Here is a 13,266-nt window from a genome sequence, read left to right as displayed (position 1 = left end):
CGGATGACTGCTACTTCCGCTGCCTCGGGCGCGTCTTCGCGCCTGCTGGTGGTTCGCAACGACAAGCTCGGCGACTTCATGCTGGCGTGGCCGGCGCTGGCCCGCCTGAAGGCGGCCCGCCCAGTGCCCCACGTCAGCGTTCTGGTGCCGGCCTATACCGCGCCCATGGCGCGGCTCTGCCCCTGGATCGACCGGGTGCTGATCGACCCCGGCGAGAGTGCCGACCGCAGCGAGCGCCGACGACTGCTGGCCGAGGTGAAGACGGGCCGCTTCGATGGGCTGCTCACGCTCTTCTCCACGCCGCGCATCGGCTGGCTCGGCTGGCGTGCGGGCATCCCGCTGCGCCTGGCGCCGGCTACCAAGTGGGCGCAGGTATTCTACAACCGAAGGGTGGCACAGCGCAGGTCGCGCTCGGAAAAGCCCGAATACCGCTACAACCTGGAGCTGGCCGAGACGCTACTGACGGCGCTGGAGCTGGACCCCAGCGCCCCGCCCGAGCCTCCTTACTGGCCGCTGCCACAGACCGAGCGCCTCGCCGAGCGCCGGCGCCTCGCCGAGGAGCTCGACATTGATCCGGCGCGGCCCTGGGTCTTCCTGCACGGCGGCAGCGGCGGGTCCGCGGTGAACCTCACCCCCGAGCAGTACGCCCGCCTGGTGCTGGACGTAGACGCGCGCCTGACGGGCGAGCGGCGCCCCCAGTGGATCCTGACCGCCGGTCCCGGCGAGGAGGCCACCGCCGAGGCGATACAGGCCCCGCTGCTCGAGGCCGACGTGCCGGTCCTCCGTCTGCCGGGCCGCGATGGGCTCGGCGACTTTGCCAGAAGCCTCTCGGCGGCGGATCTGTTTATCGCCGGCTCCACCGGGCCGCTGCATATCGCCGGCTGTCTGGATATCGCCACCGCCGGTTTCTATTCGGCGCGCCGCTCCGCCACCCCGCTGCGCTGGCAGACCTGCAACCGCGCCGAGCACCGCCTGGCCTTCTGCCCCCCCGAAGGCGCCGGCGAGCAGGATATGGCCAGCATCGATATCACGGAGGCGACCGACCGGATCGTCAGCTTTCTCACGACGCACAACCGCCGAGAGGCTTCACCATGATTCCCATCACCGGCATCGTCATCACCCTCAATGAAGAGACTCGTATCGGTGACTGCATTGATTCTCTGAAAATGGTCTGTGACGAAATCATTGTCGTTGACTCTTTCAGCCAGGATGACACCGTCAGAGTCGCTGAAGGCAAGGGGGCCACTGTCCTGTTGCAGAAGTACCTGGGCGATGGTCCGCAGAAGGCTTTCGGAGCACCCCGTGCCAGTAACGACTGGATCCTTGCCCTGGATGCCGACGAGCGATTGGATGAGGATGCCGTAGCAGCAATACGCAACCTCTCGCTGGATGATCCATCTGTGGCCTACAGCTTCAGACGACGGAACTTCTGTGGTAACCACTGGGTCAAGGCGGCAGGCTTCTATCCGGACGAGGTGGTGAGGCTTTACAACCGTAGGACATCGGGATATCTGCCCAAAAAGGCCCACTCTTCGGTACAGTCCCCAAGGGTTGAAAGCACCGGTGCTCATATTCGGCATTTCACCTATGAAAACCTGTCTCACTGGATTCAGCGCATTGATCAGCTCTCCACACGAGACGCCTGGGCCATGAAAGAGCGGGGAGTTTCCCCCTCTGCATTTCGGCCGGCCGGGCATGCGTTGAGTGCGATGATTCGCAAGCTGATCCTGAAGGGGGGGCTACTGCAGGGAAGCGACGGCCTGACGGTTGCCATGACGACGGCCTTCCACGCCTATATGAAGTACGCAAAGCTCAACGAACTTCATGAGAACGAACGACAGCCTTAATACATCCTGAGCCTGGGCGATGCGTCTGCCTTGTTAAGCTGCCGACATCGCGAGGATCCGACCCACCATGCTTCCAGTTCCATCCTCCACGTTGCTCCGCCACCCCCGCTGGTGGGCCCTGCTCGCCATCGGGCTCTGTCTGGGCTACGCCGTCGTCACCGTGAGTCGGCTGCCTGTCTGGGCCCTGCCAACCGTCGCCGGCGCCTGGCTCGTCGCCGGCTGGCTGCTGCGCTGGGGGGCGCCTCGGCATCCTCGCCCCGGGGCCAGGGTGTGGCCCTGGTCGCTGCTGCCCATCGCGCTGCTGGGCATCTATGTCTACCTCAACGACAGCTTCGGCATCGTCGACCTGGGGGCGATCTTCTTCCACCTCCAGGCAGGCATGTCCGACCATGGCGGTGGCGAACGCCTGGTGGCCGCCGTGCTTTATACCCTCAGCATGCTCGCCCTGCTGGCGGCCTTTACCTGGCTGGTGCGGGTCGATCACCGCTGGCGACAGGGCGAGCGGCTGCTGGCCTTGATACTGCTCGCCAGCAACCCCCTGCTCTACGGCATGACCCAGCGCGGCGCGGCCATCGTCACCGACGACGGCGCCTGGCTGGATCGCCGTTACATCGAGCCCGCGATCTTCGAGGCCCCCGCCTCGCCCCCCAACCTGCTGGTGCTCTATCTGGAGAGCATGGAGCGCACCTATGCGGACCGGGAACGCTTCGGCGACGCCTACGCCGACCTCGAGGCGCTGGGCGAGCGCGGTCACGTGTTCGAGGGGGTGCGCCAGCTCGACAACACCGGCTGGACCATGGCCGGCAAGATTGCCAGCCAGTGCGGTACGCCCCTGATGCCCGCCGGCCTGCTCCACGACCGCCAGTTCGAGCCGCTTGGCCGCGTGGTCCCCGGCGTGGACTGCCTGGGTGACCTGCTGGCCGAACAGGGCTACCGGCTCAGCTACCTGGGCGGCGCCAGCACCGCCTTCGCCGGCAAGGGGCTGTTCTACGAGGGCCATGGCTTCACCGAGGTGATCGGCCGTGCCGAACTCGAGCCGCGGCTGGAAGACCCCGACTACATCAACGACTGGGGACTCTTCGATGACTCCCTTTACGCGTTAACCCTCGAGGAAATTCGCCGCCTGGATGCCGAGGGCAACGGCCCCTGGGGAGTCGTCAACCTCACCATCGCCGGCCATGCTCCCAACGGCTACCCGGCACGAGCCTGCCGGGAGCGCCAGGGAGAATTCGACGGTGTGGATATCCTCTATTCGGTGGCCTGCTCCGCCTGGCTCGCGCGGTACCTGGTGGAACGCCTGGAGGACGAGGGGCTGCTGGAGAACACCCTGGTGATGATCGCCAGCGACCACCTGACCATGCGGGTCTCGGTGTGGGACCAGCTCACCGCCGGCGAACGCGACAACACCTTCATTTTGCTCGGCCCCGGCATCGAGGGCGGCACTCGCATCCGCCGGGAGGCCTCCATGATCGACCTCTTCCCGACCCTGCTGGAGGCCATGGGCTTCACCATCGATAAACACCGTGCCGGCCTGGGCGTCTCCCTGCTGGCCGGACCCTATGAGCAGACGCTGGTGGAGCGCCACGGTCTTGAGCCGCTCAACGCCCGCATGCGCGAGGAGAATGCCCTTCAGCAGCGGCTGTGGGAGGGTCTGGTGCCGAACCGGCCGGAGGAGCCCGAGGGGGAGGAAACGCCACCGGCCGACGAGCAGGTGGTGGAGAGCCCCTACGACGCCACCGGCGAGGTGCCAGCCAGCGTCCAGTAGCGCCTGGCTACTCCTCGACGGCGAGGCGCCTTTCGGTGCCCAGCACCGCCGCCAGCAGCCGCTGCGGCGACAGCTCGGTGAGGCAGCGGGTATGTCCCAGCGGGCAGGTGCGCGCGAAGCAGGGAGAACACTCCAGTGACAGAGTGTGAATCTCGGCGCTGTCGGTCAAGGGCGGCGTGTAGACCGGAGAAGAGGAACCATAAATGGCATGCACCCGGGTGCCCGTCGCCGCGGCCACGTGCATCAGCCCCGAGTCGTTGGTAACCACCTGGCGGCAGTCGGCCAGCAGGTCCACGGCATCGGCCAGGCGCGTCCGACCACAGAGGTTGTGCACATACGCCAGTCCCTCGGTGATAGTCTTGCCTGCCTCGTCATCCTTGGGGCCGCCCAGCACCCGCACCTCGAAGCCCTCGGCCACCAGCGACTCGGCCAGCGTGCGGAAGTGCGCCAACGGCCACTGCTTGGCCGGGCCGTACTCCGCCCCCGGCATCATGCCGATGGCTGGGCGTAACGATAGTTCATGAATCCTGCGCAGCTCGGCGAGGTTGCCGCCATCCACGGCGAGGTGCGGTCGCGGAACCGTGAACCCCCCCGCGACCGCCTCCGCGGCGGGCAGCCCCAGCGCCACGAAGCGCTTCACCGTCTGGTCGAGCACAGCCTTGTCGAGCCGCCGGCGATCGTTCAGCAGGCCGTAGCGCTGTTCGCCGGTGAAGCCGGTCCGCCGCGGGATGCCCGCCAGGAAGGGCACCAGCGCCGATTTCCAGGAGCGCGGCAGCACGATGGCGCGATCGAAGCGGCCTCGCAGCGAGCGGGCAACCCGGCGGCGGGTAGACCAGCCGAATTCGCCGTGGCCGACGTCCAGGGCCACCCCCTCATCCACCTCCGCCATCCGCTCGAGGATAGGCAGCGACCAGGCCGGCGCCAGCACGCCGATGCGGCAGCCGGGGTGGCGCGCCTCTAGCGTGCTGAACAGGCTCTGGGCCATGACCATGTCGCCGACCCAGGAGGGGCCGACCACCAGGATTCTCTCGCCGGCGCCTGGCGCTGCCCCCTCAGTCATTCAGCCACTCCAGGTACTCGCGCACCCCCTCGGCCACGGTGCGGAACTCGCGATCATAGCCCGCCTGGCGCAGGCTGCCGATATCGGCCCGGGTATAGCTCTGGTAGCGCCCCTTGAGCTCCTCGGGAAAGTCGATGTATTCGATGCTGCCGCGGCCATAGTGGTCAATCACCGCCTCGCCGATCGCCTTGAAGGGCTCGGCGCGGCCGCTGCCCAGGTTGAAGATGCCGGACACCGCGGGGTTGTCGAGAAACCAAAGGTTCACGCTCACCACGTCGCCCACGTAGACGAAGTCGCGACTCTGCATGCCGGCTTCAAAGCCATCCCAGGCGCCGAAGAGCTTGAGGTCCTGGCCGGCGCTGATCTGGGTGTTGTGGTGATAGGCAACGCTGGCCATCTTGCCCTTGTGCTGCTCGCGGGGACCGTAGACGTTGAAATAGCGAAAACCCACCACCTGGCTCTTGAACTCATCCCGGCGAGCGCGCACGTACTGGTCGAAGAGCAGCTTGGAATAGCCATAGACGTTGAGCGGTTTCTCGTGTTCGGGCGCTTCCACGAACACCTCACTGCCCCCATAGGTGGCCGCCGAGGAGGCATAGAGGAAAGGGATGCCGCGCCGCTGACAGAAGTGCAGCAGCACCTTGGAATACTCGAAATTGTTGTCGAGCATGAAGCGGCCGTCCCACTCGGTGGTATCCGAACAGGCCCCCTCATGAAAGATGGCTTCGATCTCGGGCAGCCCCGAGGCCTCGTCGCGCAGCTCCGCTTCCACCCGACGGCGGAAATCATCCTTGTCCAGGTAGTCGCCGAGGGTGCAATCAGCCAGGTTGATGAACTTGGTGCCGTCGGAAAGGTCATCGACCACCATCACATCCTGACGGCCGCGGGCATTGAGAGCCTTGACCAGATTCGAGCCGATGAAGCCGGCCCCGCCTGTCACTACGATCATGGGGAGAATCCTCTGTCTCGGGGCGTGCGCCTATAACCGATCTTCCGGTGATTGTATACTTGACGACCTGTGAATTCATGGCCAACGGTGCTTTACGCAATGACTCTCTCGTCCTCGACACCCGCGCCGACCTCGACCTCCGTGTCGGCGCCTGACGCCTCGACCTTTCAGGGGTTGATCCTGGCCCTGCAGCAGTACTGGGCCGAACAGGGCTGCGTGGTCCTGCAGCCCCTCGATATGGAGGTCGGCGCCGGCACTTTCCATCCGGCCACCTTCCTGCGTGCCATCGGCCCCGAGACCTGGAATGCTGCCTACGTGCAGCCGTCTCGGCGTCCCACCGACGGCCGCTACGGCGAGAACCCCAACCGCCTGCAGCACTACTACCAGTTCCAGGTGGTGATGAAGCCCTCGCCCGCCGATTTCCAGGCGCTCTATCTCGGTTCGCTGGAGCGGCTCGGTCTCGACCCCCTGGTGCATGACATCCGCTTCGTCGAAGACAACTGGGAGTCGCCCACCCTTGGTGCCTGGGGCCTGGGATGGGAGATCTGGCTCAACGGCATGGAGGTTACCCAGTTCACCTACTTTCAGCAGGCCGGCGGTATCGAGTGCTACCCGGTGACCGGCGAGCTGACCTACGGCCTGGAGCGTATCGCCATGTACCTGCAGGGCGTGGACAGTGTCTACGACCTGGTATGGACCGAGGCTCCGGACGGTACCCGGGTCTCCTATGGGGACGTCTACCTGCAGAACGAGCGGGAGCAGTCCGCCTACAACTTCGAGCATGCCGACGTCGATTTCCTGTTCGGCGCCTTCGACCAGCAGGAGCGCGACTGCACCCGGCTGCTCAATGCCGGCCTGCCGCTGCCCGCCTACGAGCAGGTGCTCAAGGCCTCCCACACCTTCAACCTGCTCGACGCCCGCCACGCCATCTCGGTGACGGAGCGTCAGCGCTTCATCCTGCGCGTGCGCACCATGGCCCGAGACGTGGCTCACGCCTACTTCGAATCGCGCAAGGCCGCCGGTTTCCCGCTGGCCCCCGAGGCCCTGCGCCGCGAACTGCTTGACCAGGGAGACGCATGAGCATGGCCGCCAACACCCTACTGATTGAACTGGGCGTCGAGGAGCTTCCGCCCGGCGCCATCGATGCCCTCTCCGACGCCCTGGCCGAGGGCGTTCGCCGCGGCCTGGCCGACGCCGAGGTATCCCACGGCGAGGTACGCGCCTACGCCACACCCCGCCGCCTGGCGGTGCAGGTCGACTCCCTGGCAGACAGCCAACCCGACCGTGAGGTGGAAAAGCGCGGCCCGGCACTGGCCGCCGCCTTCAAGGATGGCCAGCCCACGAGGGCAGCCGAGGGCTTCGCCCGCTCCTGCGGCGTCGGCGTCGACGCACTGATCCATCTGGAGACCGACAAGGGGATCTGGCTCGGCTACCGCGAACAGCAGCGCGGCGACGCCACCACCGCCCTGCTGCCCGGCATCCTGCAGAAGGCCATCGCCGCTCTGCCGGTGCCCAAGAACATGCGATGGGGCGCTTCCCGGGTGGAGTTCTCCCGTCCGGCGCACTGGCTGGTCATGCTCTACGGCAGCGACGTCGTCAAGGCCAGCGCCCTGGGCCTCGAGGCCGGCCGCACCACCTTCGGCCACCGCTTCCACGCCCCCCAGGCCATCGAGCTCACCCAGGCCGACGGCTACCTCGCCGAGCTGGAACAGGCCTGGGTGCTGGCCGACCGTGACCAGCGCCGCGAGCGCATTCGCGAGCAGGTGCTGTCCGAAGCCGAGGCCCAGGAGGCCACCGCGGTGATCGACGAGGCACTGCTGGCCGAGGTAAGCGGCCTGGTGGAGTGGCCGGTGGCCCTGGCCGGCAGCTTCGACGAGCGTTTCCTCGACGTGCCCGCTGAGTGCCTGATCTCCTCCATGAAGGCCAACCAGAAATACTTCCATCTTCTCGATGACGAGGGTCGCCTCAAGCCGCTGTTCATCACCATCGCCAACATCGACAGCACCGATCCGCAACAGGTGATCGAGGGCAACGAGAAGGTGATCCGCCCGCGCCTGGCCGACGCCGCCTTCTTCTTCGACACCGACCGCAGGCGACCGCTGGCGTCGCGCATCGATGAGCTCTCGGGGGTGGTATTCCAGAAGCAGCTCGGCACCCTGGCCGACAAGGCGCACCGTAGCGCCGCCGTGGCCGCCTTCATCGCTGGCCGTATCGAGGGCGACGTGGCACACGCCCGCCGCGCCGCCGAGCTGGCCAAGTGTGACCTGGTCACCGAGATGGTGCTGGAGTTCCCCGAGCTACAGGGCATCATGGGTCGCTATTATGCCGAGCACGACGGCGAGCCCGCCGAGGTCGCCCAGGCGCTGGAGGAGCAGTACCTGCCCCGCTTCGCCGCCGATGCCATCCCCCACGGTCGAACCGGCCTGGCGCTGGCCCTGGCCGACCGTCTCGACACCCTGACCGGGATCTTCGGCATCGGCGCCCGCCCCACCGGCACCAAGGATCCCTTCGCCCTGCGTCGCGCTGCCATCGGCGTGCTGAACATACTGATCAAGGCGGAGCTGAATCTGGACCTGCGCGAGCTGCTGGAACTGGCCGTTGCCCAGCACCAGGAACTCCCCTACGCCGAGAAGCTGGTGGACGAGGTGTTGACCTACATGCTCGACCGCTTCCGCGCCTGGGGACAGGACGAAGGCATCTCGGCCGAGGTCTACCTGGCCGTGCGCGCCCGTACCGTCACGCGCCCGCTGGACTTCGCCCGCCGTCTGCGCGCCGTACAGGCGTTCGCCGGTCGCGATGAAGCCGCCGCCCTGGCCGCGGCCAACAAGCGGGTGTCTAACATCCTCGGCAAGCAGGAGGTCGACGTGGGTAGCCGGGTCGATGCCACTTTGCTTCAGGAGTCCGCCGAGCAGGCCCTTCATGAGGCGGTGAGCGCCCAACGCGAACGGGTCATGCCGCTGTTCGCCGAGGGACGCTATGCCGAGGCGCTGGACACCCTCTCCGCCCTGCGGGAACCGGTCGACGCCTTCTTCGACCAGGTCATGGTGATGGCCGACGACCCGGCCATTCGCATCAACCGCCTGGCCCTGGTGGCCAGCTTGCGTGGGCTCTTCCTGGAAGTGGCCGATATCGCTCAGCTGCAGCAGTAAACACGCCAACCCAACATAAGGCCGGTAGCCCAGCGCTGCCGGCCTTTTTCATGCCTGACCCACGAACCGATGTTTCACGTGGAACTCTCCAATAGCCTGGCCGCTTGGCACCTTGGCACCTTGGCACCTTGGCAGCTTGGCAGCTTGGCAGGGAATGTTCCACGTGAAACACTGTGCTTACTCTCGACCTGGTACAAGGAGCCCAATGGATGACCTCCCCCGACCGCCTGGTGATCCTCGACCGTGACGGCGTGATCAACCAGGACTCCGACAGTTACGTGAAATGCCTGGCCGAGTGGGTCCCCTACCCCACCGCGATCCAGGCCATCGCCCGTCTGAGCGGGGCCGGCTGGATGGTAGCGGTGGCCACCAACCAGTCCGGCATCGCGCGTGGCTACTATGACGAGGCCACCCTGGATGCGATGCATGCCGAGTTGAATCGACGAGTGGGTGAGGCTGGCGGAAGGATCGACTATATCGCCTGGTGTCCCCACGGCCCCGACGGCGGCTGCGACTGCCGCAAGCCACTGCCCGGCCTATTGAATGAGATCCGCCTGGCGCTTGGCATGAAGACCCTGGCCGGCAGCTGGATGGTCGGTGATAGCCTACGCGACCTCCAGGCCGGAGAGGCCGTGGGCGCCCATTCCGTGCTGGTACGTACCGGCAAGGGGGAACGAACACTTGCCGAAAACCCGGAACTGGCCGACCAGGCCAGCGCAACGCGTATCTTCGATGACCTATCCGGATTCGTCACTTGGCTGCTGGATCAACAATATCCCTGAGCATAAGGGCCAGTCCACAGCTTCGCAGGACCTAACTATCCGCTCAGAGAAAAGCCCCGCCATCTTGCGATGGCGGGGCTATTGCCTGACTCGGGACTTGTCGTTCAGAGACGTTTCACGTGAAACAGGTCGCCGTCATACGTCGAGATTAGCCACCAGCGCATTGCGCTCGATGAAGTCACGACGAGGCTCGACTTCGTCGCCCATCAGGGTGTTGAACATCATATCGGCACCCACCGCATCCTCGATGGTGACCCTGAGCATCCGGCGAGTCTCGGGGTTCATGGTCGTATCCCACAGCTGATCCGGATTCATCTCCCCCAGCCCCTTGTAGCGCTGGATGGACAAACCACGCTGGGCCTCGGCCATCAGCCACTCGAGGGCCTCGTAGAAGGTGACCACACGCTTCTGGCGCTCCCCACGGGCCACATAGGCGCCCTCCTCCAGCAAGCCGTCGAGGGTCTCGCCAAGCTCGGCCATACCGCGATAGTCGGCGCTGGTAAAGAACTCGATGCCCCACACGTAATCCGTGGATACGCCGTGGGCGGTGAGCGTTACCGCCGGCAAATAGAGGCTGCGCTCGTTATCTTCCTCGAGCCGGAAGGTATAACGCGGACCACCCTCGTAAGCCACCACGGCATCCATCTCGCCCTGGAGGTGGTCGATCCAGTTCTGCATGGTTCCCCGATCCCGTAGGCTGATCTCGCCCTCCAGATGCGCGGCATGCACGATCCGCTTGAGCACCTCGTTCGGGTAGACACGTGACAGGCGATCGATACGGCGAACCACCTCACGATACTGGTTCACCAGTGCCTCCAGTTGGGAGCCGCTGATACCGGGCGCATCGGCGTTGACGTAAAGCCGGGCGCCGTCCAGAGCCGTGGCGGTCAGGTAGTCGGTCATCGCCTGCTCATCCTTGAGATAGAGCTCCTGCTTGCCACGCTTGATCTTGTAGAGAGGCGGCTGGGCGATAAAGACATGTCCGCGCTCGATCAACTGAGCCATCTGGCGGAAGAAGAACGTCAGCAGCAGGGTGCGTATGTGCGAGCCATCCACGTCCGCATCGGTCATGATGATGATCGAGTGGTAGCGCAACTTGTCGGGGTTGAACTCCTCGCGACCGATGCCGCAGCCCAGGGCGGTGATCAGGGTGCCCACCTCGGCGGAGGAAAGCATCTTGTCGAAGCGCGCCTTCTCCACGTTGAGTATCTTCCCCTTGAGGGGAAGAATCGCCTGGGTGCGGCGATCACGCCCCTGCTTGGCACTGCCACCGGCCGAGTCACCCTCTACCAGGAATATCTCGGAAAGGCTGGGATCCTTCTCCTGGCAGTCGGCCAGTTTTCCGGGTAGGCCCGCGATGTCCAGAGCCCCCTTGCGGCGGGTCATGTCGCGGGCCTTGCGCGCGGCCTCACGGGCACGGGCCGCGTCGAGCATCTTGTTGACGATCGCCTTGGCCTCGTTGGGCTTCTCGATCAGATAGTCCGAGAAGAGCCGCCCCATCTCCTGCTCCACCGCGGTCTTTACCTCTGACGAAACCAGCTTATCCTTGGTCTGGGACGAGAACTTGGGGTCGGGTACCTTCACCGAGACGATGGCCGTCAGCCCCTCTCGGGCGTCATCACCGGAGGTGTTGATCTTCGACTTCTTGAGCAGGCCCTCGGACTCGATATAGGCATTCAGGGTCCGGGTCAGCGCGGCACGAAAGCCCGCCAGATGCGCTCCACCATCTCGCTGGGGAATATTGTTGGTATAACAGAAGATGTTTTCATTGAAGGAGTCGTTCCACTGCATCGCCACCTCCACACCTACGCCGTCCTCACGCTCGGCATTGAAATGGAACACCGGGTTGAGCACGCTCTTGTTGGTGTTGAGGTGATCGACGAAGGCCTTGAGCCCCCCCTCGTAGTGGAACACCTCCTCCTTCCCGCTACGCTCGTCGATCAGCCGTACGGCCACGCCGGAGTTCAGAAAGGAGAGCTCGCGTAGTCGCTTGGCCAGGATATCGTAATGGAATTCGATGCTGGTGAAGGTTTGAGGAGAGGGCCTGAAGTGGATTCGCGTACCGGTCTTCTCGCTCTTGCCTACCACGGCCAGGGGCGATTTGGGCACTCCGTGGTGATAGATCTGCTCGAACACCTCACCAGCGCGCCAGATGGTCAGTTTAAGCTCCTCCGAGAGCGCGTTGACCACCGACACCCCGACGCCGTGAAGCCCACCAGACACCTTGTAGGAGTTGTCGTCGAACTTGCCGCCGGCGTGGAGCACCGTCATGATCACTTCCGCAGCGGAAATCCCTTCCCCTTCATGGATATCAGTGGGAACCCCGCGACCATTGTCGCTTACCGTGACCGACTCGTCGGGATGGATGACCACACGAATTTCGCTGCAGTGCCCGGCCAGCGCTTCGTCAATGGAGTTATCCACCAATTCGAATACCATATGGTGCAGGCCCGTGCCGTCATCGGTATCACCGATGTACATGCCGGGACGCTTGCGTACGGCATCCAGCCCCTTGAGTACCTTGATGCTCGATGAGTCGTAGGCCTGTTCGCTCATTGACTGCTCCATCATGAAGTCTGTCGTTCCAGTGGCGCCAGCTGCCCCTCTCCCGACGGCGAACGTTTCACGTGAAACATCGCCACGGGGGTGGCGGGCTGCCACATATCTGCCAGAGCGCCTTTGTCGACGCTGGTAATAAACGCCTGGCAGTGCATACTTTCCAACAAATGGCAGAACACCTTCCGGTGGGCGCTGTCCAACTCTGCCGGGAGATCGTCGATCAGGTAGAGACACTGCCGACCGGTGGCAGCCTCGAGCAGACGCCCCTGGGCCAGCTTGAGAGCACTCACTACCAGTTTCTGCTGCCCTCGCGAGAGAACCTCCACCGCGGGGCGTCGATCAAGCCTGATGGCCAGGTCAGCCCGTTGCGGCCCCTGCTGGGTAAACCCCATCTGCCTGTCCACCTCCCTGCCCCGCTTCAGTATCTCGCCGAGCTCGCGACGCCGGTCCCAGCCCCGGGAGTAGCGCAACTGCAAGCCCGGCAGCGGCGTCAAGCCAGCCAGGGTCTCCTCGAAAACCGGGAAGAAGGCGTCGACCCAGGCGTTGCGCATGGCATCGATACGGTCGCTCCAGTGGACGAACTCGCGCTCCCATACGGACAGGGAAGCATCCTCCATTCTATCATGTCTGAGCAGGGCATTCCGATGTTTCAGGGCTCGGCGAGCGCGCTGCCAGGCCTCCAGGAAGTCATGTTTCACGTGAAACACTCCCCAGTCGAGAAACTCTCGCCGTCCCCCGGGAGGACCCTCGAGAAGACGAAAGGCATCGGGGTTGATCAGCTGCAGCGGCAGCGTCTCGACCAGGCGAGAGAGCCGGTTGACGCGTTCACCGGAGAGGCGAATCTCCAGTTCACTCTCGTCGCGACGACGGCGCACGCCGAAGGGCAGCGGGGGATCACCGGCCAACCGGCCGTGCAGGACCAGACCGTCGGCGTCGTGGGCGATCACATGGCGCATCTGGCGAGTACGGAAGGAGCGCCCCATGCCGAGAACATGGATGCCCTCGAGCAGGCTTGTCTTGCCGCTACCATTGTCTCCCGTCACCAGATTGATCCGAGATCCTGGTTGGAAATCAATGGCTTGCAGGTTGCGAAGACCCTGAAAAGAGAGGCGATCGAGTGGCATGGGCACACACGGGCAGGGCGGCACCGGACGT

At 64.9% G+C, this 13,266-nt stretch carries 10 protein-coding genes; 6 read left to right on the top strand and 4 right to left on the bottom strand.

Annotated elements, in window-relative coordinates; genetic code table 11:
* The first annotated feature begins 3 nt into the window (after positions 1-3).
* From ACR80S_RS09170 to ACR80S_RS09160, 3 genes are all read left to right on the top strand, one after another.
* A complete protein-coding gene (locus ACR80S_RS09170; protein WP_435401042.1) occupies positions 4-1,095 on the top strand; it encodes a glycosyltransferase family 9 protein in 1,092 nt (363 codons plus the stop codon).
* Positions 1,092-1,847, top strand: a complete 756-nt coding sequence (locus ACR80S_RS09165) for a glycosyltransferase family 2 protein (RefSeq protein ID WP_435403053.1) — start codon at positions 1,092-1,094, stop codon at positions 1,845-1,847. Before ACR80S_RS09170 ends, ACR80S_RS09165 begins: the two co-directional genes overlap by 4 nt.
* Before the next feature lie 67 nt (positions 1,848-1,914).
* Positions 1,915-3,612 carry a sulfatase-like hydrolase/transferase gene (locus ACR80S_RS09160; protein WP_435403052.1) on the top strand — a complete coding sequence of 566 codons (1,698 nt, stop codon included), beginning with the start codon at positions 1,915-1,917 and terminating at the stop codon, positions 3,610-3,612.
* 7 nt (positions 3,613-3,619) lie between these two features.
* Here the strand turns inward: ACR80S_RS09160 and waaF are convergent, their stop codons facing one another.
* Complete coding sequence (gene waaF, locus ACR80S_RS09155; RefSeq protein WP_435403051.1) at positions 3,620-4,672, bottom strand: lipopolysaccharide heptosyltransferase II; 1,053 nt, start codon at positions 4,670-4,672, stop codon at positions 3,620-3,622.
* Positions 4,665-5,621 (bottom strand): ADP-glyceromanno-heptose 6-epimerase, encoded by a 957-nt coding sequence (gene rfaD, locus ACR80S_RS09150; RefSeq protein WP_435401046.1) that lies wholly within the window; start codon positions 5,619-5,621, stop codon positions 4,665-4,667. Before rfaD ends, waaF begins: the two co-directional genes overlap by 8 nt.
* A 99-nt stretch (positions 5,622-5,720) precedes the next feature.
* Here rfaD and glyQ point away from each other — a divergent pair, with 99 nt between their 5' ends.
* From glyQ to gmhB, 3 genes are all read left to right on the top strand, one after another.
* Complete coding sequence (gene glyQ, locus ACR80S_RS09145) at positions 5,721-6,701, top strand: glycine--tRNA ligase subunit alpha (protein WP_435403050.1); 981 nt, start codon at positions 5,721-5,723, stop codon at positions 6,699-6,701.
* A 2-nt stretch (positions 6,702-6,703) separates the two neighbouring features.
* Positions 6,704-8,770 (top strand): glycine--tRNA ligase subunit beta, encoded by a 2,067-nt coding sequence (gene glyS, locus ACR80S_RS09140; RefSeq protein WP_435401048.1) that lies wholly within the window; start codon positions 6,704-6,706, stop codon positions 8,768-8,770.
* Between the two features lie 209 nt (positions 8,771-8,979).
* Positions 8,980-9,552: a D-glycero-beta-D-manno-heptose 1,7-bisphosphate 7-phosphatase gene (gmhB, locus tag ACR80S_RS09135; RefSeq protein ID WP_435401049.1), complete on the top strand. Its 573-nt coding sequence runs from the start codon at positions 8,980-8,982 to the stop codon at positions 9,550-9,552.
* 135 nt (positions 9,553-9,687) lie between these two features.
* On the opposite strand, the gene gyrB is transcribed toward gmhB, so the two are convergent.
* Positions 9,688-12,108, bottom strand: a complete 2,421-nt coding sequence (gene gyrB / locus ACR80S_RS09130; RefSeq protein WP_435401050.1) for a DNA topoisomerase (ATP-hydrolyzing) subunit B — start codon at positions 12,106-12,108, stop codon at positions 9,688-9,690.
* Positions 12,109-12,119: 11 nt separating this feature from the next.
* The gene (recF, locus tag ACR80S_RS09125; protein WP_435401051.1) at positions 12,120-13,235 is read right to left on the bottom strand and encodes a DNA replication/repair protein RecF; all 1,116 of its coding nucleotides are present in this window, start codon (positions 13,233-13,235) and stop codon (positions 12,120-12,122) included.
* Between the last annotated feature and the right edge of the window lie 31 nt (positions 13,236-13,266).

This window comes from Halomonas salsilacus (genome assembly GCF_051216275.1).
In the GTDB taxonomy this organism is placed as follows: Bacteria; Pseudomonadota; Gammaproteobacteria; order Pseudomonadales; family Halomonadaceae; genus Halomonas.
The sequence above is the reverse complement of the archived record's forward strand: the minus strand, read 5'-3'. Positions and strand labels throughout refer to the sequence as shown.